Raw genomic sequence first — 20163 nt, 5'->3', positions numbered from 1 at the left:
GCTGTGCGGAGTCGGTCGCCGGTGGACGAGCAGGCGGAGCAGGCGCGCCGTCGACCGCTTGCGCATTCGCACGACTCGGGAGCGACGCACTGTCTTCGGCCGCTGCAGTGGATGGGGCGTCTCGAGAATCGGTGCTACTTCGCGGTGGAACGCCCCTCCCCGGCCACGAAGGCCCACCGGCGGGCGGCGGCGCGGATGGAGGGGCGACAGGACCGGGCCCAGGACGGGGCCCGACGGCCGGCAACCGGACCGTGCTGTCGTTTCCCGAGGTCGTGCCGGGGCCTGAGGGCGCTCCGTCGGCTGACACACGACGGTTGCGCCGGCTCCAGAGCAGCCTTCGCAGTTGCAGTCGTAGCCACGCGGGAAGTATGCCCAGCAACAGGCTGAAGAACAGCGCAGCCAGTAGTGCGTCCACCAGCGGTGGAAGGCTCGAGGTGCGTGGAGCAGGGCTTGTCAGGATCGCAACGAATGTCAGCACAGCCCACACTGCCGTCCACCACGCCAGCGGGTCGCGGAACACAGGAGCGTCGTACAGCCGCAACAACACGACGTTGCGGTGACGAGGGCGCGGTGGGGGAGGCTGCTTCCAGCCGTCCCCGTCATCAGCCGGCACCGTCCCATGATGTCAGTTCAGCGGGCCGTGACCCAGCTCATAAGCGAACAGCTTCACTCCGACGTCGCGGTGTCCTACTTCGACGGCCCACTCTGCGCCCGGGGCGACTGGACGTAGTCGACGACTTTCCGCATTGCCACCACGTCGTCGGCAGGTCGGCCGGTCAACCGGGTACGTGGTCGCCCACCCGCGTCAGCGCGGCCAGAACGACCTCCACATCGGTCCCGAGGGCGTCGCGGACCTCGCGCTCCACCGCCGCGACCCGGCCGGCGAGCCGGGCGTGCAGCTCACGGCCCCGGTCGGCGATCAGTACCAGCACCCGGCGACGGTCGGCGCCGTCCGGGCGCCGGTAGACCAGCCCACGCTCCGCCAGCCGATCGACGATCTTGGTCAGCGTCGGGGCGGGCACCATCGCGTGCGCGGCGATCTCCGACATCGGGTGCCCTGCTCCGTCGGAGAGGAGTTCCAGGACCCGCCAGCCGTCGAGGCCCGGGCCGTCCGGCGGGCGGACGATCTCGTCGATCCGCCGGTCCACCCGGTGCGCGGCGCGGCCGAGGGCGGCGGTCACAGCGGCGTCGGAACCCAGGCTCGTTGCGCCTGCGCTCCTCTCAGAACCCAGGCTCGTTCCGCCTGCGCTCCTCTCAGAACCCGGGCTCGTTCCGCGTGCGCTCCTCTCGGTGCGCGACTCGGCGGCGGTCACGGTCGCCTCCAGAGCGTTCGGGGTAGTGACGCGGTCGCTGTCATCGTAAACACTGTCACCTTCACGGTTTCGGAGGTGACGCCGGTGACCGCCACGCTCGACGTCGCCTTCGTCGTCCCCCGCAGCGGACCGGCCGGACTCCTGGGACCTGCCTGCGAGGCCTGCGGCGACCTCGCCGGCGCCGAACTGAACAACGACGGGGGCGTCCTCGGCCGTGAGGTCCGGCTGCATCCGGTCGACGGCGGCCGGGCCCCCTCCGAGATCGTCACCGAGATCACCGGGCTGCTCGATACCGGCGCCGTCGATGCCGTCAGCGGCTGGCACATCTCCGCCGTCCGGCAGGCGCTCGCGCCCGTCGTCGCCGGGCGGGTGCCCTACGTCTACGCCCCGCTCTACGAGGGCGGCGAGACCACGCCCGGGGTGTTCCTCACGGGAGAGACCCCGGAGACCCAGGTGCTCCCGGCGCTGCGCTGGATGGCGGCCGAGCTGGGCGTGCGGACCTGGTGCGTGGTCGGCAACGACTACGTCTGGCCGCGCGGCTCGGCTCGAGCCGTGCGTCGCTTCGCCCGGAGCAGCCCGCACGTGCGGGTGCTCGACGAGGTGTTCGTCCCGCTCGGCTGCGAGGACTTCGACCCGGTCGTCGGCCGCGTGCAGCGCTCCGGTGCGCAGGGCGTGCTGATGTTCCTCGTCGGCTCGGACGCCGTGCGGTTCAACCGGGCGTTCGCGGCGTCCGGGGCCGACCGCAGCCGGGTACGGCTCTCCCCGCTGATGGAGGAGAACATGCTGCTCGCGACGGGCTCGGACGCCACCCGCGAGCTCTACGCCGCGGCCGGGTACTTCGAGACCCTGGCGACCGCGTCGGCGCTGGACTTCTCCGGGCGCTACGCCGCCCGCTTCGGGGTGGACGCCCCGGTGCCCGGAGCCCTCGCCGAGTCCTGTTTCGAGGCGATCACCCTGCTCGGCAGGCTCGCCGCACGGGCCGGGTCGGTCGAGCCGTCCGCCCTGCTCGGTGTCGCCGAGGACACCGGGTTCGACGGCCCGCGCGGCGCGGTCTCGATGCGCCGCGGGCACCTGCGCCAGGACGTCTACCTCGCCCGCGCCGACGGCCTGTCGTTCGACGTGCTCGACCGGCTCCCTTGACACCGATACTGTCGATCGACATATTTCCGACTGACAGCACCTCGGAGGTGTCCGTGCCCACTTACACCCACCGCTGCCCGGACTGCGGAGAGTTCGACCAGGTCCGTCCGATGGCCGCTGCCGGATCGGCTGCGCGCTGCCCGGACTGCGGAGCGACGGCATCGCGGGTGTTCGGGGCGCCGGCCCTGCGCGGTGTTGACCCCGGGCTGCGACGGGCACTGGACGCCTCGGCCGCGAGCGGCGACGCCCCGGCCGTCGTCTCCTCGGTGCCGGGACGGTCCCGGCGCGCCACCCCGGTCACCCGCGACCCCCGTCATCAGGCGCTGCCGCGTCCGTGAGCGGCGCCGGCCGCCACCCCGAGCAGCGACGAGAAGGAGCAGGAACCATGCCCGACGTCGTGTTCACCGTCGACCAGGCCAAGTCCATGCGGGACCAGGCCGTGCCCGGCCACAACCGCTGGCACCCCGACATCCCGCCCGCCGTCACCGTCCGCCCGGACACCTCGATCCGGGTCGAATGTCGTGAGTGGACCGACGGCCAGATCGGCAACAACGACTCCGCGAACGACGTCCGCGACGTCGACCTGCGCGGTGCGCACATGCTGTCCGGCCCGATCGCGGTCGAGGGGGCCGAACCGGGGGACCTGCTCGTCGTCGACATCCTCGACCTCGGTCCGGTCCCGCAGGAGAGCGGTCCGGCCCCCGGCCAGGGCTGGGGCTACACCGGGATCTTCTCCAAGCAGAACGGTGGCGGGTTCCTGACCGACACCTTCCCGGACGCCTACAAGGCGATCTGGGACTTCTCCGGCCAGAAGGCGACGTCACGGCACGTCCCCGGCGTCTCCTACACCGGGATCACGCACCCCGGGCTGTTCGGCACCGCGCCCTCGCCGGAGCTGCTGTCCCGCTGGAACAACCGCGAACGCGCGCTGATCGCCACCGACCCGGACCGGGTACCCGCGCTCGCCCTGCCGCCGCTGGATGAGGAGGTGCTCGGCGGGACGGCGTCCGGCGACAGGCTGGCCGGGATCGCCCGTGACGGTGCGCGTACCGTCCCGCCCCGGGAGAACGGCGGCAACCACGACATCAAGAACTTCACCCGCGGCTCGCGGGTCTTCTACCCGGTGCACGTGCCCGGCGCCCTGTTCTCCGGCGGCGACCTGCACTTCTCCCAGGGCGACGGCGAGATCACCTTCTGCGGCGCCATCGAGATGGGCGGGTTCATCGACTTCCACGTCGACCTGATCAAGGGCGGGATGGAGACCTACGGCGTCACCACCAACCCGATCCTGATGCCCGGCAACGTCGAGCCGCGCTACTCGGAGTTCGTGACCTTCATCGGGATCGGCGTCGACCACACCACCGACACCCAGCTCTACAACGACGCCACCGTCGCCTACCGCAACGCCTGCCTCAACGCGGTCACGTACCTGGAGAAGTTCGGCTACTCGGGCCCGCAGGCCTACCTGCTGCTCGGGTCGGCACCGATCGAGGGCCGGGTGTCGGGCGTCGTCGACATCCCGAACGCCTGCTGCTCGCTCTACCTACCCACCGCGATCTTCGACGACGACATCCGGCCCTCGGCGGCCGGCCCGGTGCGCAAGGACCGCGGCAGCTGCGCGGTGTCGTCGTGACCCACTACGGCCGCGACGTCCCGTACGAGACGTTCGAGATCGGGCAGTTCCCCCTCACCTGCGGGCGGACGCTGCGCCCGGCCCGGATCGCGTTCCGCACCTACGGCACGCTGAACACCGCCAAGGACAACGCTGTCCTCTATCCGACCTGGTACTCGGGCCGGCACTGGGACAACGAATGGCTGATCGGGGAGGGGAAGGCGCTCGACCCGGCGCGCTGGTTCGTGATCGTCCCGAACATGCTCGGCAACGGGTTGTCGAGCTCACCGTCGAACGCGCCGCACCCCGACGACGGCCCGTCCTTCCCGCCGATCCGCGTGATCGACAATGTGAACGCCCAGTACCGGCTGGTTACCGAGCGGTTCGGCATCTCCACGCTGGCCCTGGTGCTCGGGTGGTCGATGGGAGCGGGCCAGACCTACCAGTGGGCGGTCAGCCACCCGGAGATGGTGCGGCGGATGCTGCCGTTCTGCGGCTCGTCGCGCACGGCGCCGCACAACCAGGTCTTCCTCGACTCGCTGCGGGCCGCACTGGAGGCCTCGGTCGGTTTCGACGGCGGCCGCTACCCGGCCGACCGGTGGCCGGAGCAGGGACTGCGCGCCTTCGCCCGGATCTACGCCGGTTGGGGGTTCTCCCAGGCGTTCTACTGGGACGAGGTGTGGCGCGAGCTGGGCCACACCTCGCTGGAGGACTTCGTCGTCGGGTTCTGGGAGGCCTTCTTCCTCGACGGCCGGGACCCGGACAACCTGCTCACCATGCTCGACACGTGGTGGCACGGTGACGTCGGCGCGACGCCCGGGTTCTCCTCGACCGAGGAGGCACTCGCCTCGATCCGGGCGAAGGCGATCATCATGCCCGCCGAGAAGGACCTCTACTTCCCACCCGAGGACGAGGCCTGGGCGGTGTCGCACATGACCAACGGGGCCGAGCTGCGGACGATCCCGGGGGTTTGGGGCCACTTCGCCGGGGGCGGGGCGAACCCGGTCGACACGGCGTTCATCGACGCCGCGGTCGCCGAGCTGCTGGCCGGGCCGTCGGGCATCTGAACTCGCGCGGCCGCCGTCCGGGCGAGCACGATGGGCGGCGATGGCATCCGCGCCGCTCACCGTCCGCGTTCACCGGGAGTTGTGGCTGTTCCTCGCCCCGCGTCGCCGCCGGGAGGCCGTCGAGGTCGGCCACGACCCCGGCGCGACGGTCGGGCACGTCGTCCGGTCGCTCGGGATCCCGCTGACCGAGGTGGGGTCTCTGGCGGTGGACGGCGCCGGCACCGGGGCCGCGCACCGGCCCCGGTCCGGTGCGGTCGTCGACATCGGACCGGTCACGAGGCCGCAGCGGGTGCCCGGCGCGACCGGGTTCCTGCTCGACGTCCATCTCGGCACCCTCGCCCGCCGGCTGCGGGTGCTGGGCGTGGACACCGCCTACCGGAACCCGGCCGACGACGACGCGCTGGTGGCCCACGCCGCCGACGAGCACCGGATCCTGCTGACGCGGGACCGCGGGCTGCTCATGCGGCGCGCGCTGTGGGCGGGAGCGCACGTGTGCGGTGACGATCCCGCGGACCAGCTGGCCGACGTGCTCGACCGGTTCGCGCCGGCACTGCACCCGTGGACCCGCTGCCCGGCGTGCAACGGGAAGCTGGCGGCCGTCGCCAAGTCCGAGGTGGCCGACCGGCTCGAGCCCGGCACCCGCCGGTGCTACGACCGCTTCGCCCGTTGCCGGTCATGTGACCAGGTGTTCTGGCACGGTGCGCACGGCCGGGGGCTGGACGCGGTGGTCGACGCGGCGAAGGCCCGGCTCGGGCGGAGCTGAGACTCCGGACGACAGCGGACGGCTCGCCAGCGGCGTGGCGGACCCGTGCCGGGCGGTGACCGGTGGCGAGGTGGCGGCGTGCGCCCCGCGCCGGGATGTGACCGGTCGCAAGGTGGCCGGGTGCCCGCGCGCTCAGCTCCGTCCCAGCGACCAGGACCGGAGCAGCTCGTGGTGCGCCCGCCCGTCCGGCCCGGCCCCCAGCCGGCTGTGCACCAGGTGCAGCTCATCCGCCGTCCACTCGCGTCCCGCGAACCCGCTCAGCGCGGCGACCGCGGGGCGCAGGTCGGCGTCGCCGCGGGCCCGGGCGAGGGTGAGGTGCGGGCGGTAGGGACGGTCCTCGACGGCGATCCGGGAGCGGCGGGCCGCCGCCCGCACCGACGCGGCGAGGCGCCGCAGCCGGTCGACGTCACCGTGCACCCGGGTCCACAGCACCCGCTGCCCGAAGCGTCCCGCCCCGGCCAGCGACAGCGTGCACGGGCCGTGCCGGGCCGCCGCCCGGCCGAGCCGTTCGACCACATCCTGCCGCGCACGGTCGTCGACCTCACCGAGGAAGGCCAGCGTGAGATGCCACTGCTCCGGCGCGCTCCACCGCAACTGCTCCGAGCCGGTGCGCAGAGCTGCCGTCGCCGACCGGAGCTCGTCGATCGCGTCCGGCGGCGGTGTGACCGCGACGAACAACCGCACGGCGGCATGCTCGCACGACCGTTCCCGTGCTCCGGTGGACCGGCCCAGGGCATGATCACCGTCTCGGGAGCCGAAGTGACCGGGAGGTTTGCTCCGTTCTCGAGGATCTTCCGCGAGCACGCCTCCCGTCCGGGCCGCCGGGTGCACGGGCACACCCGCCGTGTCACGGTGACTCCCGTGCAGGAACCCGACGATGTGCCACCCGGGCCGGCGACCGAGGACGTGGACCGGGCGACCGGCCTGCTGACCCGTGCCCGCCGGGTGACGGTGCTGACCGGGGCCGGGGTGTCGACCGACTCCGGCATCCCGGACTTCCGCGGCCCGCAGGGCGTGTGGACACGTAACCCGGAGGCCGAGCGGCTCTCCACCTTCCAGGACTACCGCGACGACCCGGAGGTGCGCCGCGAGTCCTGGCGGCAGCGGGTCGCCCACCCGGTCTGGTCGGCCCGCCCGGGACCGGCGCACGAGGCGCTGGTGTCGCTGGAACGGTCCGGGCGACTGCTGGCGTTGCTCACCCAGAACATCGACGAGCTGCACCAGGCAGCGGGTTCGTCGCCGGAACTGGTGGTGGAGCTGCACGGCACGGTGCACCGCACCGAGTGCCTCTCGTGCGCCGCGCGGGCACCGATGTCCGAGGCGCTGGACCGGGTCGCCGGCGGCGAGCAGGACCCGCCGTGCCCGCACTGCGGCGGGATCCTCAAGTCCGCGACGATCTCGTTCGGGCAGGCGCTGGACCTCGAGGTGCTGGAGCGGGCACACGACGCGGCCCAGAGCTGCGACGTGTTGCTCGCGGTGGGGACCTCGCTCGGGGTGCACCCGGCGGCCGGGCTGGTCGACGTGGCCGCTTCGGCCGGTGCCGACGTCGTGATCCTCAACGGTGAGCCGACGCCGTACGACGACGTCGCGACCGTCGTCCTGCGCGGGGGAGTCGGCGAGCTGCTGCCGCGGATCGTCGGAGGCACTCCCGGCTGAGCACGTCGGGCCCCATGCCGTCTCGTAGCGTGGTGCCCGTGCCACGGCCATCGGACGAGTCACCCGAGCAGGCCGAGCTGCTGCGGCGGTTCCAGGACGAGATCGCCGGGATGAGTCCCGGCGACCTGGGGTCCGTGCTGCAGCAGCTGATGTCGGCACGCCCTGGTGCCGGCCTCGATCCGTTCGAGCGGCCGGCTCCGCCCTCACGGCGACGGGAGCGGCGCGCCGACGTCGTCACCTATCGGGTCCGCGTGGACGTCACCGGTACCAAGCCACCGTTGTGGCGTCGTCTCGAGCTCGCCTCCGACATGCTCCTCGACGAGCTGCACGACGTCCTGCAGGCCGCGTTCGGCTGGACCGACAGCCACCTGCACCAGTTCGGCTCCGGCACCGAGTACTACGGCCGGGACACCGAGTACTACCTGTGCCCGTTCGAGGTGGAGGAGGGGGAGACCGGGATCCCGGAGGGCGAGGTCCGGATCGACGAGGTGCTGGCCGGCCCCGGCGACACGCTGTTCTACCTCTACGACTTCGGCGACGGCTGGCAGCACACGGTGCGGCTGGAGACGGTACTGCCGCGCGAAGGACCGGGACCGCGGGCGGTGTGCACCGCGGGCCGACGGCCGGGCCCGCCGGAGAACATCGGCGGCGTCGCCGGCTACGAGCTGCACAGTGCGGCCACCGACCCGGCCCGCCCAGCCGGGGCCCGTGCCGAGTTCGCCGAGATGTTCGGGCCCGAGGTCGATCCTGCGCGGATCGGTTCCACGCCCTTCGACATCGCCGCGATCAACGCGGAGCTGGCCGCTCTCGGGCCCGCCGCGCCGCCGGCCGTCGATCTGCCCGGCCCGCTCGCGGACCTCGTGCACGCCGTCCGGAACCGCCGGGAAGCCGTCCGGCTGCAACAGCTGATCGGACAGGCGATGCCCGACGAGCCGGCAGCGCTCGACGCGGACACCGCCGCGCGGATGGTCCGCCCCTACACCTGGCTGCTCGACCGGGTCGGCGACCGGGGCATCACCCTGACCTCGGCGGGCTACCTGCCCCCGGCGCACGTCGAGGCGGCGGCGACCGAGCTGGGACTCGACGACGAGTGGATCGGCAAGCACAACCGCGAGAACCAGACCCTTCCGGTGCTGGAGCTGCGCGAGTCCGCGCGGAAGGCGGGTCTGCTGCGCAAGTACCGCGGAAAGCTGCTGCTCACGGCGCGCGCACAGAAGTTGCGCGCCGATCCGGTCGGGCTGTGGTGGCACCTGGCCGAGCAACTTCCGCCGACCTCCCGGGACGCCTGCGAGAACCAGGCGGGGCTGCTGCTGATGATCGGTGTGGCCGCGGGGTCCTCCGAGGATCTCGACGGCACCGTCGCGCGGACGTTGCGTGACGTCGGATGGATGCGTGGCGACGGCACCCTGCTCACCTCCCGCGACGCGCACCTCGCCGCAGGCCCGACACGGACGATGTTGCGGCGGCTGGGTGCCCTCACCGGTAGTCGGTTCCGCGAGCAGGAACGGACGACGCCCGAAGGCATCACCCTCGCCCGCGCCGCCCTGGCGCATTGGCCTGCCGGGTGTTGACGGGTCGGACACCACCCGGCCGGCGAGTTCGTGGAGTTCATACCGGTCGAAGTCGTGGCACCGTCCTCGCCGGAGACAGCGCCCGGTGATACGTCCGCGACCGCCGTGGGGACGACGCTCCTGGGCGCCGACCCGCCCGAGGGCCTGCAGGTACGACTGACCGGTCTCGCACGGCGCAGTGTTCATCAGCGCCTCGCCGGAGAGAACCGCTGAGACCGACGAAGCTCGGCGTGATCCTCCGCTCGCGCGTGCTGACGTGTCACGCCGCGGATCGATGCTCCGACGATTCCCGGTCGATCAGGGGTCGATGTCGCCATCGGCTTTCGCCTTGGGGACAGGCCCGTTCGGATGCCACAGCGCGGAGAAGGGGAGCATCCAGAGTCGCCCACCCAGGTGCCGAGGCTCAGGTGCGGTGCAGAGCACGATGCCCGCAGCGAAGTCGGAACCGAGGCGCTGCTCGAGGAGCCGTAGCCCGCGAAGGTCCTCGGCTCGCACCGTGGCGCCCGCTTTGACCTCGATGCCGACAACGCGGCCATCGCCGGACTCCAGGACGAGGTCGACCTCGGTACCGGTCCGGTCTCGGAAGTGGTATATGCCAGGTCGGGTCTGCGACCACTCGCACTGTGCCCGCAGCTCGCCCGCGACGAAGGTCTCGATGAGGCGACCGGCGAGGTCGGCATCGGTGCGCAGACGACCGCCCAGCAGTCGTGCGGCGAGCCCGGTGTCAGTGATCGTGAGCTTCGGTCTGCAGACGACGCGGGTGGTGAGGTTGGTCGACCAGGCGGGAACGGTTTGGATGAGGAAGACAGCCTCGAGGTGCGCGAGGTAGCTGTCGGTCGTGGGCCGGGACAACCCGAGGTCGCGTGCCAGGTCTGCGATGTTCAGCTCCCCGGAGGTGCGGGCAGCGCACAGGCGCAGCAGTCTGGGCAGCTCGCGCAGGTAGGTGGCGTCGGTGACGGCGCGAACCTCGCGATCGATCACGCCGGCGACGTAGCTGTCGTACCAGGCGGTTCGCCGCCGACCGCTCCGCGCGAGCGCAGGGAGGAACCCACCGGCGCCGGCCCGATCGAGCACCTCGGCCTTGGTCACGGCGGGAGGTCGGAGCCCTCCGATGCTGTCATTGAACGCCCGGTCGATCAGCTCCGGCGCGGCACCCGCGTCACCGAGCTCGGCCTGGGCGAACGGCCAGAGCGTCAGTGCTTCCATCCGGCCGGCGAGGGAGTCGGCGAGCCTGGGGGCGCCGAGGAGGCGTGTCGATCCGGTGAGCAGGAAACGACCCGGCCGACGCTCGCGGTCGATCTCCGCCTTGATCGCGAGCAGAAGCTCGGGTACTCGTTGTGCCTCGTCGATGCCGACCAACCCGCTCCGCCCGCTGATGAACCCGACAGGATCCACTCGGGCCGCATCGAGCATCGCAGCGTCGTCGAGGGTGAGCCACGTACCGTTCGCCTCGGCCACCACGTGTGTGGCGAGAGTGCTCTTCCCCGCCTGCCGTGGGCCTGCCACCACCACGACCGGGGTATCGGCCAAGGCATCGGAGAGCGGGCCGATCAGCAGGCGATGCCGGTACATGGGCTCGAGGGTAGCGAAAGGTCTGCGATTCGCAGGCTTCATTCCTTCATATCGCAGGAGAGCCCGTTGCATAACGCAGGTGGTAGGGAAGCGATTCGCAGGTCTGGGGCCTGCACTCTGCGAACGGCACCTCTGCGATACACCACCCCGCGGCCCGGGCGGGCCGATCGAACTTTCAGGACCGGACGCGGGTGCGGGACGCGGTCACGGCGCCGGCCAGGCCCAGCACCGCCACGATCCCGAGCAGCACCGGCATCGCGACGGCGGGGGAGACCAGCAGCACCAGCAGCGCCCCGCCCAGACCGACGAACGACGCCGTCGCGAGCTGGTCGAGCAACTGGGCCGCCGACGAGTTCGACCCGACGTCGGCCGGTTCGGAATGAGCCAGGGTCAGGTACGCGATCGCGGAGAACGCGACGCCCATCCCGAGCCCGGCGAGCCCCCACGCCCCGATCGCGAACCAGCCCGGGAGCCGGCCCGCCGCGACGGGGATCAGGGCGAGCTGACCGACCACGATCGCCGCGAACCCGGCGCGCAACATGACCGACCGGTCCCGGTCCGGGTAGCGGGCCTGCCAGGCCGCGGCGGCGGACCAGCCCAGTGAGGCGACGATCAGCGGGGTCCCGGCCGCGGCGGGAGACCAGCCGTGGGTGGCGGTCAGCATCAGCGGCAGGAACGAGATCACGGTGAAGAACGCGCCGGCGACCAGACCGCGGGCGGCCACCACCGACGGGACCCCGCGACGCGCGGCGAACGTCCCGCGCGGCAGGAGCCGCCGCAGCGCCGGGACGAGCACGACGAGTGCGATCGCGCCGACGACCGCCCCGCGGACGTCCGGGTTCTCCAGCGCCCAGCTCAGCGACGCGACACCGACGGCGGCGCCGAGCGCCGCGAGCACCACCCCCGCGCCCCCGGTGGCCGGGCGTGGGCCGGGCGGGCCCAGCCGCCGTACCGCGGGCAGGACCAGGAGCAGGGCGAGCGCGACGACCGGCAGCAGGCCCAGGAACACCCAGTGCCAGGAGAACCGCTCGGTGACGAGGCCCGCGAGCGGCGGCCCGACCAGGGACGGCAGCACCCACGCCGACGAGATCAGCCCGAACACCGCCGGCCGTTGCCGCGCCGGATAGACCTCGGCGACCAGCACGTAGACCGCGACGCCCTGCACCCCCGCGCCCAGACCCTGCAGCACCCGGCCTGCCAGCAGCTCCGCCATCGTCGTCGCCCAGCCGGCGACCAGCAGCCCGATCCCGAACACGGCGGGTGCGACGAGCAGCGGGAACCGCGGACCGCGGGCGTCGCACCAGCGGCCACCGAACGCCGTCCCGAAGACGGCGGCGGCCAGGAACACCACGAACGGCCAGGCGTACTGGGTGATCGCGCCGAGGTCGGCGACCACGACCGGCATCGCCGTGCCGACCCCCATCGCCTCGAAGGCGGTCAGGCTGATCAGCAGCAGGATCCCGACGGTCGTCGGGGCCCGGCCCTCCGCCCAGACCCCCGGCTCGCGCCCCGCCCGACCGTTGCCCGCACGTCCCCCGAGAGTCCCGACCACGCGATCACCCTGCGTCCTCGACCCCAGGTGAGGTCAAGCGGATTCGGTGTCCGCCGGAGTCGATCACCCTACGTGTTTCCTGCCGCCCTGATCGGGTATCCCGTCCCATGACCGATCTCACAACGATCATCGTGGTGGCGGTGGTGGTGATCGTCGTCGCGGCGCTCGCCGTGGCCGCGGCGACGATGCTGCGCAAGCGTCATTCGGCGGGTCTGCGCGAGCAGTTCGGGCCCGAGTACGAACGTACCGTCCGTGGGTCCGACGACCCGCGCGACGCCGAGAAGGAACTGGAGCAGCGCCGCAAGCGACACCGCTCGCTGAAGCTCCGCGACCTCGAACCGCAGGAACGCGACGGCTACCGGCGGCGCTGGGCCCAGGTCCAGCAGAGCTTCGTCGACGACCCGGGCACCGCCGTCCGGGACGCCGACCGTCTCGTCGCGGACGTCATGTCCGCCCGGGGCTACCCGATCGAGGACTTCGACCAGCAGGCCGAGGACCTGTCCGTCGCCTACCCGGTCGTCACCCAGCGCTACCGCGAGGCCCGCGACATCTCCCGCGAGCACGCCGCCGGGCGGGCCGGGACCGAGGACCTGCGGCACGCCGTGACCAGCTACCGGGCCCTCGTCGAGGCGCTGCTCGACGACGACCGGCACGCCGGCGACGGCGCGGACGGTGGCCGCCGGGCCGGGCACGACGGCACCGGTGCCGCCGCGAACGGCACACCGCCGCAGTACGACGGACGACGGGAGACGAGGACATGAGCGAGCGGACGGGCAGGCAGCACGAGAGCCGCGCGGCGCGACTGGCCGGCGAGATCAAGGACCGGATCGCGGGACGCGACGACGCGGAGACCGACGCGGGCTGGAGTCCCGACCAGGCCACGACCAACGCCGAGCGCGACGCCGGCTACCGGGACCCGGCCGGGGACGGTGATCCGCGGCACGCGGCACCCGCACAGCCGCTCGACGGCGGACCCCCGCCGGGCGACCGCCCGGGCGATCCGCGGGCCGGCGGTGGTGCCGGTACGGCCCCGCCGCCCTCGTCACCGGGCGGGAACGTGCCCCCGGGTGCGGCGGCCGGTGTCGCCGCGGGTACGGCTCGTCAGGACGCCCCGCCCGCGCCGCGCGGGGCCCCACCGGCCGGCGGGGCTCCGGCTCCGCCCGGCGGCGCCCCGGCGGGTACACCCGGGCCTCCCGGACCGGGCAACGATCCGGGAGCCGGCGGGCCGGGCTATGCGGCCGGACCGGGCGGAGGGCAGGCACCGGCGGGTGGCGCCCCCGGGCCGGGCGGTGATCCGGGTGCCGGCGGGCCGGGCTACGCGGCCGGACCCGGTGGAGGGCAGGCACCGGCTGGTGGCGCGCCCGGACAGGGCGCCGATCCGGGTGCTGGTGGGCCGGGCTACGCGGCCGGACCGGGCGCAGGGCAGGCAACGGCGGGTGGCGCCCCCGGGCCGGGCGGTGAGCCGGGCGCGGCGGGAGCCGGTCACGCCGGCGGGGCCCCGATGGGCGACGAGTCGTCGCTGATCACCCCCGACCGGGCGCAGAACTTCCGGGAGCGGTGGACCGTTCTCAAGGGCGAGTTCGTCGACGAGCCCCGTAGCGCGGTGCACGGCGCGAACCAGCTGGTCGGGGAGGTGCTCGACGAGTTGGAGACCTTGTTCCGCCACCAGCGCGACGACCTGGAACAGCAGTTCTCCCGCCAGGACGCGTCCACCGAGGACCTTCGCCAGGCCCTCGGCCGCTACCGGGAGTTCTTCGACCGGCTGCTGTCGCTCTGATCCGAGGTAGTCCCGCACCGGGTCCGAGGTCCCGCACGAGGACGGGCCTGGTGCGGGACCCTGAACCTCGTGTGGGTCCGTGAACCCCGTGCGGGCGTGCACCGTGGCGGGCGCGCGCACCGTGGCGGGGGCGCGCACCTGCACCGTGGGTGGGGCCCGTGCACAGGCGCGGCGTCCGCGTGAGGCGGGTCATCCCAGGGCGGGGACGATCGCCTCGATCAGGTGCGGGCCCGGCTCGTCGTGCGCCCAGCGCAGCGCGTCGAGCAGCTCCTCGGTCGTCGTCACCCGGCGTGCGGGGACGCCGAGGCCGGTCGCCAGCGACACGAAGTCCGGGGTCGGGTCGGACAGGTCCAGCATCCGGCCGGCGCGGCCGGAGTGGGCGGCCTCCCCGGCGCCGGTGCGGGTCAGCTCGACCCGCAGGATCGCGTACGCCGAGTTGTTGATCAGTACGGTCGTCACATCGAGCTGCTCGCGGGCCTGGGTCCACAGCGCCTGGAAGGTGTAGAGCGCGCTGCCGTCGGCCTGTACCGCCACCACCGGGCGGTCCGGGGCCGCGATCGCCGCACCGAGCGCCGCGGGCGGGCCCTGCCCGATCGCGCCGCCGGTCAGCGCGAGCTGGGTGTGCGGGGCCGCGGTCTGCAACGCGGGGCCCAGCACGGCCGCCGCGGTCAGCGACTCGTCGACCACGATCGCGTCGTCGGGCAGGGTCGCGGCGACAGCGGCGCACAGCGAGCGGACGTCCAGCGGCCCGGGGGCGGGTGCGGGCGCGTCGTGCGGCGCGAGATCGGCCACCGCGTCCGGCGCGACGGCCGCCGCGAGCTCGTCCAGCGCGGCGGCCGCGTCCGACGGCGCATCGGCCAGCGTGACGACCGCGCACCCGTCGGGCACCAGGTCCCCGGGCACGCCCGGGTAGCCGAAGAACGAGACCGGCGAGCGGGCCCCGGCCAGTACCAGCGACGACGCCCCCTCGAGCTGGGCGAGCGCCTGCTCGGCGAAGTAGCCGAGCTTGTCCACCCGCGGGCGTCCGGCACCGGTCTCCCAGCACCGCGGGAACGTCTCGACCAGCAGCCGGGCCCCGGTCGCGGCGGCGATCCGCCCGGCCGCGTCCATCCCCTTCGCGGTCAGCGCAGGCCCGCCGAGCAGGAGCACGCTGCCGGACCCGGCCACCGCCGACGCGGCGGCCGCCACCCGGGACGCGTCCGGCGGCTCGGGAGCGGTGGCCCGGCGCGGCGGGGCCGGTGCACCACCCTCGGACCAGGACACGTCCGCGGGCAGCACCAGCGTCGCGACCTGCCCGCCGCGTTCCGAGGTGGCCGCGACGGCCCGCATCGCGTCGTCGGCCACGTCCCGCACGTCACCGGACGTGTGCACCCATCCCGACACGGTCCGCGCGACGGACGTGATGTCGGACTCCAGCGGGGCGTCGTGCCGCACGTGCTGCGTCGCGTGCGCCCCCACGACGCAGAGCAGTGGGGTGCCGGCCCGTCGCGCGTTGTGCAGGTTCGCCAGCCCGTTGCCGAGTCCCGGTCCGAGGTGCAGCAGCACCGCGGCGGGCTTCCCGGCGATCCGGGCGTAGGCGTCGGCGGCACCGGTGGCGACGCCCTCGAACAGGGCCAGCACGCCACGCATCTCCGGCACGTCGTCGAGCGCCTGCACGAAGTGCATCTCGGAGGTCCCGGGGTTCATGAAGCAGACGTCGACGCCGGCCCCGGCCAGCGATCCGACCAGCGCCTGGGCGCCCCTCACCCGTCGGCCCTCCACCACGTCATCGTCATGATCCCCAGTCCACACCGTGTGCGCCCGCCACGAAACCCCGGGCCCCGAGTTGCGCCGCGCACCGCGAGGACGGGGAATGGACCCCCGTGAGCACCGAACCCGACCCGCGACGCTGGCGGGCCCTGTCCGTCTGCCTGGTCGCCGGCTTCATGAGCCTGCTCGACGTCAGCATCGTCAACGTCGCGCTGCCGTCGATGCAGACCGGGCTGGGCGCGTCCGCGGCGCAGGTGTCCTGGGTGGTGTCGGGGTACGCGCTGACCTTCGGCCTGGTGCTGGTCGCGGCCGGGCGGCTCGGCGACGACCGCGGCCGTCGCCGGATGTTCCTGCTCGGCCTGGCCCTGTTCGTCCTGACCAGCGCCGCGGCCGGGCTCGCCCCGACGGCCGAGGTGCTGGTCGTGGTGCGGCTGCTGCAGGGCGTGGCGGCGGGGCTGCTCTCCCCGCAGGTCGTCGGGTTCATCCAGGACCTGTTCCAGGGCCCGGAGCGGGGCACCGCGTTCGGGCTGTTCGGCGCCGTCGTCGGGATCTCGACCGCGATCGGTCCGCTGCTCGGCGGCCTGCTGCTGGCAGGGGCCGGGTCCGCCGACGGCTGGCGCTGGGTGTTCTTCGTGAACATCCCGATCGGGGTGCCCGCCCTGGTGCTCGCGGCGCGGCTGCTGCCACCGGACGGTGTGCGGGCGGCCGGCCGACGCCCGCTGGACCTGACGGGCACGCTGCTGCTGGGCACCGGTGTGGTGAGTCTGATGCTGCCGCTGGTGCTCTCCGAGCGGGACCCGGCGACCGCGCCGTGGTGGCTGCTCGTGGTCTCGGTGGCCGCACTGGGCGGCTTCGTCGCCTGGGAGCGGCGCGCCAAGCGGACCCACGGCTACCCGCTGGTCGACTTCGCGTTGCTGCGCACCCGCAGCTACGCCGTCGGCGCCACCCTCGGCATGACCTACTTCGCCGGGTTCACCTCGATCTTCTTCGTGCTCACGCTCTACCTGCAGAACGGCCTGGGCTACACCCCGCTGCAGACCGGTCTCGTGCTGACGCCGTTCGCGATCGGCTCCGCGATCACCTCCGCGCTCGGCGGGCGGCTGGTGTCGCGGTTCGGGCAGCCGATGGTCGTCACCGGGCTCGCGGTCGTGCTCGCCGGGCTGGTCGCCACCGACGTCGTCCTCGGGGTGACGGCGGGCAGCCCGGTCACCGGTCTCGCCATCGCCGGGCCGCTGCTGCTCGCCGGGGCCGGTGGCGGACTGGTCATCGCACCGAACCAGACGATCGCGCTCTCCGAGATCCCGCCCAGCTCGGGCGGCACCGCAGGCGGCGTGCTCCAGACCGGCCAGCGGATCGGCACCGCGATCGGGCTGTCCGCGGTCGGCGCGGTGTTCTTCGGACGCCTGACCGCGACCGGGGACTGGGCCTCCGCGATCACCCACGGCCTGGTCATCACGGTCGCACTGGTCGGGCTCGCCCTGATCCTCGGGATCGTCGACCTGGTAGCGGCCCGCCGGCGGCCCCGGGTACCGGCCGGTGAGGGACCCGCGGTGGGGACGACCGGGCCGACCGGCGGGGACTGACGGCGGACACGACCGCCGACGCCCACCCGCCCGGGCCCGCCGGTCCGACCGGCGGGCGCCGACCGCGGGCTCAGAGGCTGCCGGCGACCGTGAGCAGGCGCACCAGGAAGAAGAACGGCAGGGCCAGCAGCGCGAGCTTCACGAACCCCCAGCGCGCCCGGTTCCGGGTGATCAGCCAGACCGCGAGGGCGGCCAGGAGCGACGGGATCACCAGCGCGCCGACCGCGGCACCCGCACCCTCGGCGGAGCCGGGAGCGCCGGCGGTGACGATCAGCACCAGCAGTACGACCCCGGCCCAGACCAGCGCGGCGAGGAACACCCGGCCGAAGCCGTTGCCCCGGATGGTGTCCGTCGTGTGATCGGTGCTCATGGCGTTCCCCCTGGCCGGAGCGGGCTCGCTGCGGCCCGCGACAGATCAGGATCATCCGGCATCCTCGGCGGGGGTACGAGATCAGGGGTGCGCGGGCCGCCGTCCTCGGCGACGGCCGGACTCCTGCCGGGCACGGCGCCATCAGGCTGCAGGCGCCGGCCACGCTCCTCGCGAGCACCGGGGGCGCCCGCAGCAATCGCACCTCCGCGCCGGCATGCACGCGTGGCAGGGTTGGCGCATGCGCGTCGGCGAGCTGGAGTTGTGCCCTGTCTCCGATGGAAGCTTCGTCGCGCGGCCGCGGTATTTCGACGACGACGCGCACCCGGGGGCGCGGCCGGACGTCTTCGACCGCGACGGTGCCGCGTGGTTGCCGATCGGCTGTTTCGTCATCCGCATCGGTGACCGCGTGATCCTCGTGGACGCCGGCCTGGGTCCCGAGCTCCAGTACCTGCCGGATGACATGTACCTGGTCGGAGGACAGTTGCTCACCGGCCTGCGCGCGGTCGACGTGTCCCCCGGGGAAGTCAGCGACATTGTCTGCACTCACCTGCACACCGACCATGTGGGCTGGTTGTTCGACCAGCACGCCGATCCGGTGTTTGCTGCAGCGACCATCTGGCTCGGCGCCAAGGATTGGGACCACTTCGTCGACGGTCCCGGTGAGATGGCCGCCCACATCGAGGCCGGGTTCCGCCGATGCGCGGGCACCCCGCGACTGCGCCTCCTCAACCAGGACACACCTGTCGCCGAGGGGGTGACCGCGGTAATGACCCCCGGCCACACCCCCGGTCACCTGAGCGTGATGGTGGAGTCCGGTGGGAGCCGTGTCCTGCTCCTCGGAGATGCCATCACCTGCCCCGTCCAGCTGGAGGAGCCCGGCTGGCACTCCCTGGGCGACATCGATCCCGTGCTGGCCGAGCGGAGTCGTCAACGGTTGTGCCTCTGGCTCGCCGACGGGCGGACGATCGGCGTGGGCGCGCACTTCCCTGAACTCCGACCCGGGCACCTTGCTACTGCAGAGTGGCAGCCGGTGCTGTCCCGGTGAAGGATATCGGCGGCCCATATCGCGTCGACTGCCTTCGTCGCGGGCCGCCCGTGAGATCAGCCAGAGCATCGGTCAAGGAGCTTGTCGTGTCCGGTCGCCGTCGTGTCGATCGGGGCCGGGCCTCAGCACGACCGCGACCAGCAGCACGACCAGCCCGGCGAGCGGCACGACGAGCAGGCCGACCCGTAGTGCGGTCGCGTCCGCGACCACCCCGACCACCGGCGGGGAGAGCAGGAACCCGACCCGCATCAGCCAGGTGACGACGGTCAGGCCGGTCCCCGGGGCGAGGCCGGGGATCCGGTCGGCGGCCGTCATCGCCGCCGGGACGAGGGTCGCGACACCGAACCCGGCCACCCCGAACCCGGCGATCGTGCCCGGCACGGTCGGGAAGGCCAGTGCGAGCCCCATCCCGGCGAGCACCAGCGCGCCGCCGGCCCGGGCCACCGCGCGCTGTCCGAACCGGTCGACCATCCGGTCGCCCAGCAGGCGGCCGACGAACTGGCAGCCCTGCAGGGCGACGAACCCCAGCCCGGCGACGGCCGCGCCCGCACCGAGGCCCTGCAGGTAGATCGCGGCCCAGGTGGCGCCGGAGTCCTCGACGACCGTCCCCGAGTTCGCGATCACTCCGAACACGAGCAGGAGCAGCACCGTCCGGAGCCCGAGCCCGGCCCAGGGGCGCCGCTGCCCGAGCCGGCCGGCCCCGCCAGCGCCGCCGGTGCCGTCAGGGCCGTCAGGGCGGACAAAGCCGTCGGGGCCGTGTTCGGACCGTTCGGTGTCCTCCGGCCCGGGGAGCAGCAGCGGATACACCAAGACGGCGATCAGCACCGACAGCAGCGACGACAGGCCAAGGTGCAGCCCGAGCGGCAGCGCGATCCCGGCCGCGGCCGCTCCCATGAGGCCGCCGGCGACCGCACCGACCGACCACAGTGCGTGGAACGAGTTGAGGATCGAGCGGCCGTAGCGGCGTTGCACGCGCAGCCCGTGCGCGTTCTGCGCGACGTCGACGATCGAGTCCGCGGCTCCCACCAGGAACATCGCGGCGGCGAACAGGCCCCAGGCCGGGGCGAAGGCGACCAGCACCACACCGAGCGCGATCGCCGCCATGCCGAACGACGCCACCCGCGAGGAGCGGAACCGGGCGATCAGCGCGCCCGCGGTCAGCCCGGCGAGCAGCGCACCGAACGGCATCGCGGCCACGGCCACGCCGAGCTGGGCGTTGCTCAGCCCGAGGTCGTCCTTGATCTGCGGGAACCGGGGGAGCAGGTTCGCGTAGACGAGCCCGTTGGTGAGGAACACCAGGCCGACCCCGGACCGCGCACGCTGTTCGATCCGGCCCGGCAGGGCCGTCGTTCGTTCCGTCACGGAATTTCATGATGCCCCACGGCCCCGGCGC

The 20163-nt window shown here is 73.4% G+C and carries 18 protein-coding genes; 11 read left to right on the top strand and 7 right to left on the bottom strand.

Annotated features, from left to right (window positions below; genetic code table 11):
* Nucleotides 1-776: 776 nt before the first annotated feature.
* A complete protein-coding gene (locus JOF36_RS23675) occupies nt 777-1181 on the bottom strand; it encodes a MarR family winged helix-turn-helix transcriptional regulator (RefSeq protein ID WP_210030899.1) in 405 nt (134 codons plus the stop codon).
* A 216-nt stretch (nt 1182-1397) separates the two neighbouring features.
* Between JOF36_RS23675 and JOF36_RS23670 the strand changes: the two genes are divergently transcribed.
* The 5 genes from JOF36_RS23670 to JOF36_RS23650 are packed head-to-tail and all read left to right on the top strand — an operon-like array spanning nt 1398 to nt 5895.
* On the top strand, nt 1398-2453 hold the full coding sequence (locus JOF36_RS23670) for a substrate-binding domain-containing protein (protein ID WP_210030898.1): 1056 nt from the start codon (nt 1398-1400) through the stop codon (nt 2451-2453).
* Between the two features lie 53 nt (nt 2454-2506).
* On the top strand, nt 2507-2791 hold the full coding sequence (locus JOF36_RS23665; protein ID WP_210030897.1) for an FmdB family zinc ribbon protein: 285 nt from the start codon (nt 2507-2509) through the stop codon (nt 2789-2791).
* A 47-nt stretch (nt 2792-2838) separates the two neighbouring features.
* A complete protein-coding gene (fmdA, locus tag JOF36_RS23660; protein ID WP_210030896.1) occupies nt 2839-4086 on the top strand; it encodes a formamidase in 1248 nt (415 codons plus the stop codon).
* Nucleotides 4083-5132 (top strand): alpha/beta fold hydrolase, encoded by a 1050-nt coding sequence (locus JOF36_RS23655; protein ID WP_210030894.1) that lies wholly within the window; start codon nt 4083-4085, stop codon nt 5130-5132. The genes fmdA and JOF36_RS23655 overlap by 4 nt, the downstream gene beginning before the upstream one ends.
* 40 nt (nt 5133-5172) lie before the next feature.
* Nucleotides 5173-5895 carry a Mut7-C RNAse domain-containing protein gene (locus JOF36_RS23650; protein ID WP_210030892.1) on the top strand — a complete coding sequence of 241 codons (723 nt, stop codon included), beginning with the start codon at nt 5173-5175 and terminating at the stop codon, nt 5893-5895.
* 132 nt (nt 5896-6027) lie between these two features.
* Here JOF36_RS23650 and thpR read toward each other — a convergent pair whose 3' ends face one another.
* Nucleotides 6028-6579 (bottom strand): RNA 2',3'-cyclic phosphodiesterase, encoded by a 552-nt coding sequence (thpR, locus tag JOF36_RS23645; RefSeq protein ID WP_210030890.1) that lies wholly within the window; start codon nt 6577-6579, stop codon nt 6028-6030.
* 177 nt (nt 6580-6756) lie between these two features.
* Here thpR and JOF36_RS23640 point away from each other — a divergent pair, with 177 nt between their 5' ends.
* The gene (locus JOF36_RS23640; protein WP_372447405.1) at nt 6757-7551 is read left to right on the top strand and encodes an SIR2 family NAD-dependent protein deacylase; all 795 of its coding nucleotides are present in this window, start codon (nt 6757-6759) and stop codon (nt 7549-7551) included.
* Between the two features lie 38 nt (nt 7552-7589).
* The gene (locus JOF36_RS23635) at nt 7590-9122 is read left to right on the top strand and encodes a plasmid pRiA4b ORF-3 family protein (protein WP_210030888.1); all 1533 of its coding nucleotides are present in this window, start codon (nt 7590-7592) and stop codon (nt 9120-9122) included.
* A gap of 297 nt (nt 9123-9419) precedes the next feature.
* Here JOF36_RS23635 and JOF36_RS23630 read toward each other — a convergent pair whose 3' ends face one another.
* Both JOF36_RS23630 and JOF36_RS23625 read right to left on the bottom strand, forming a co-directional pair.
* Nucleotides 9420-10694 (bottom strand): ATP-binding protein, encoded by a 1275-nt coding sequence (locus JOF36_RS23630; protein WP_210030879.1) that lies wholly within the window; start codon nt 10692-10694, stop codon nt 9420-9422.
* 175 nt (nt 10695-10869) lie between these two features.
* Entirely contained in the window at nt 10870-12246 is a 1377-nt protein-coding gene (locus tag JOF36_RS23625) for an MFS transporter (RefSeq protein ID WP_307862557.1), read from the bottom strand.
* 107 nt (nt 12247-12353) lie between these two features.
* Between JOF36_RS23625 and JOF36_RS23620 the strand changes: the two genes are divergently transcribed.
* Both JOF36_RS23620 and JOF36_RS40340 read left to right on the top strand, forming a co-directional pair.
* A complete protein-coding gene (locus tag JOF36_RS23620; RefSeq protein WP_210030877.1) occupies nt 12354-13007 on the top strand; it encodes a hypothetical protein in 654 nt (217 codons plus the stop codon).
* Entirely contained in the window at nt 13004-14023 is a 1020-nt protein-coding gene (locus JOF36_RS40340) for a hypothetical protein (RefSeq protein ID WP_210030875.1), read from the top strand. The genes JOF36_RS23620 and JOF36_RS40340 overlap by 4 nt, the downstream gene beginning before the upstream one ends.
* A 189-nt stretch (nt 14024-14212) precedes the next feature.
* On the opposite strand, the gene JOF36_RS23610 is transcribed toward JOF36_RS40340, so the two are convergent.
* Complete coding sequence (locus JOF36_RS23610) at nt 14213-15769, bottom strand: acetolactate synthase large subunit (protein ID WP_210030872.1); 1557 nt, start codon at nt 15767-15769, stop codon at nt 14213-14215.
* A gap of 116 nt (nt 15770-15885) precedes the next feature.
* Between JOF36_RS23610 and JOF36_RS23605 the strand changes: the two genes are divergently transcribed.
* Nucleotides 15886-17355: an MFS transporter gene (locus JOF36_RS23605; RefSeq protein ID WP_307862556.1), complete on the top strand. Its 1470-nt coding sequence runs from the start codon at nt 15886-15888 to the stop codon at nt 17353-17355.
* A 70-nt stretch (nt 17356-17425) separates the two neighbouring features.
* On the opposite strand, the gene JOF36_RS23600 is transcribed toward JOF36_RS23605, so the two are convergent.
* Entirely contained in the window at nt 17426-17725 is a 300-nt protein-coding gene (locus JOF36_RS23600; protein ID WP_210030871.1) for a hypothetical protein, read from the bottom strand.
* Between the two features lie 238 nt (nt 17726-17963).
* On the opposite strand from JOF36_RS23600, the gene JOF36_RS23595 reads away from it, so the two are divergent.
* Nucleotides 17964-18770 (top strand): MBL fold metallo-hydrolase, encoded by an 807-nt coding sequence (locus JOF36_RS23595; RefSeq protein ID WP_210030870.1) that lies wholly within the window; start codon nt 17964-17966, stop codon nt 18768-18770.
* A gap of 72 nt (nt 18771-18842) precedes the next feature.
* Here JOF36_RS23595 and JOF36_RS23590 read toward each other — a convergent pair whose 3' ends face one another.
* Nucleotides 18843-20132 carry an MFS transporter gene (locus JOF36_RS23590; RefSeq protein ID WP_210030867.1) on the bottom strand — a complete coding sequence of 430 codons (1290 nt, stop codon included), beginning with the start codon at nt 20130-20132 and terminating at the stop codon, nt 18843-18845.
* Nucleotides 20133-20163: the final 31 nt, after the last annotated feature.

The organism is Pseudonocardia parietis (assembly GCF_017876315.1).
Classification (GTDB): domain Bacteria; phylum Actinomycetota; class Actinomycetes; order Mycobacteriales; family Pseudonocardiaceae; genus Pseudonocardia; species Pseudonocardia parietis.
The sequence above is the reverse complement of the archived record's forward strand: the minus strand, read 5'-3'. Positions and strand labels throughout refer to the sequence as shown.

Excerpts from the sequence above, each read along its gene's own strand:
- JOF36_RS23595 (WP_210030870.1), top strand. The coding sequence starts at position 17,964 with ATGCGCGTCGGCGAGCTGGAGTTGTGCCCTGTCTCCGATGGAAGCTTC.
- JOF36_RS23600 (WP_210030871.1), bottom strand. The coding sequence starts at position 17,725 with ATGAGCACCGATCACACGACGGACACCATCCGGGGCAACGGCTTCGGC.
- JOF36_RS23630 (WP_210030879.1), bottom strand. The coding sequence starts at position 10,694 with ATGTACCGGCATCGCCTGCTGATCGGCCCGCTCTCCGATGCCTTGGCC.
- JOF36_RS23650 (WP_210030892.1), top strand. The coding sequence starts at position 5,173 with ATGGCATCCGCGCCGCTCACCGTCCGCGTTCACCGGGAGTTGTGGCTG.
- JOF36_RS40340 (WP_210030875.1), top strand. The coding sequence starts at position 13,004 with ATGAGCGAGCGGACGGGCAGGCAGCACGAGAGCCGCGCGGCGCGACTG.
- fmdA (WP_210030896.1), top strand. The coding sequence starts at position 2,839 with ATGCCCGACGTCGTGTTCACCGTCGACCAGGCCAAGTCCATGCGGGAC.
- JOF36_RS23620 (WP_210030877.1), top strand. The coding sequence starts at position 12,354 with ATGACCGATCTCACAACGATCATCGTGGTGGCGGTGGTGGTGATCGTC.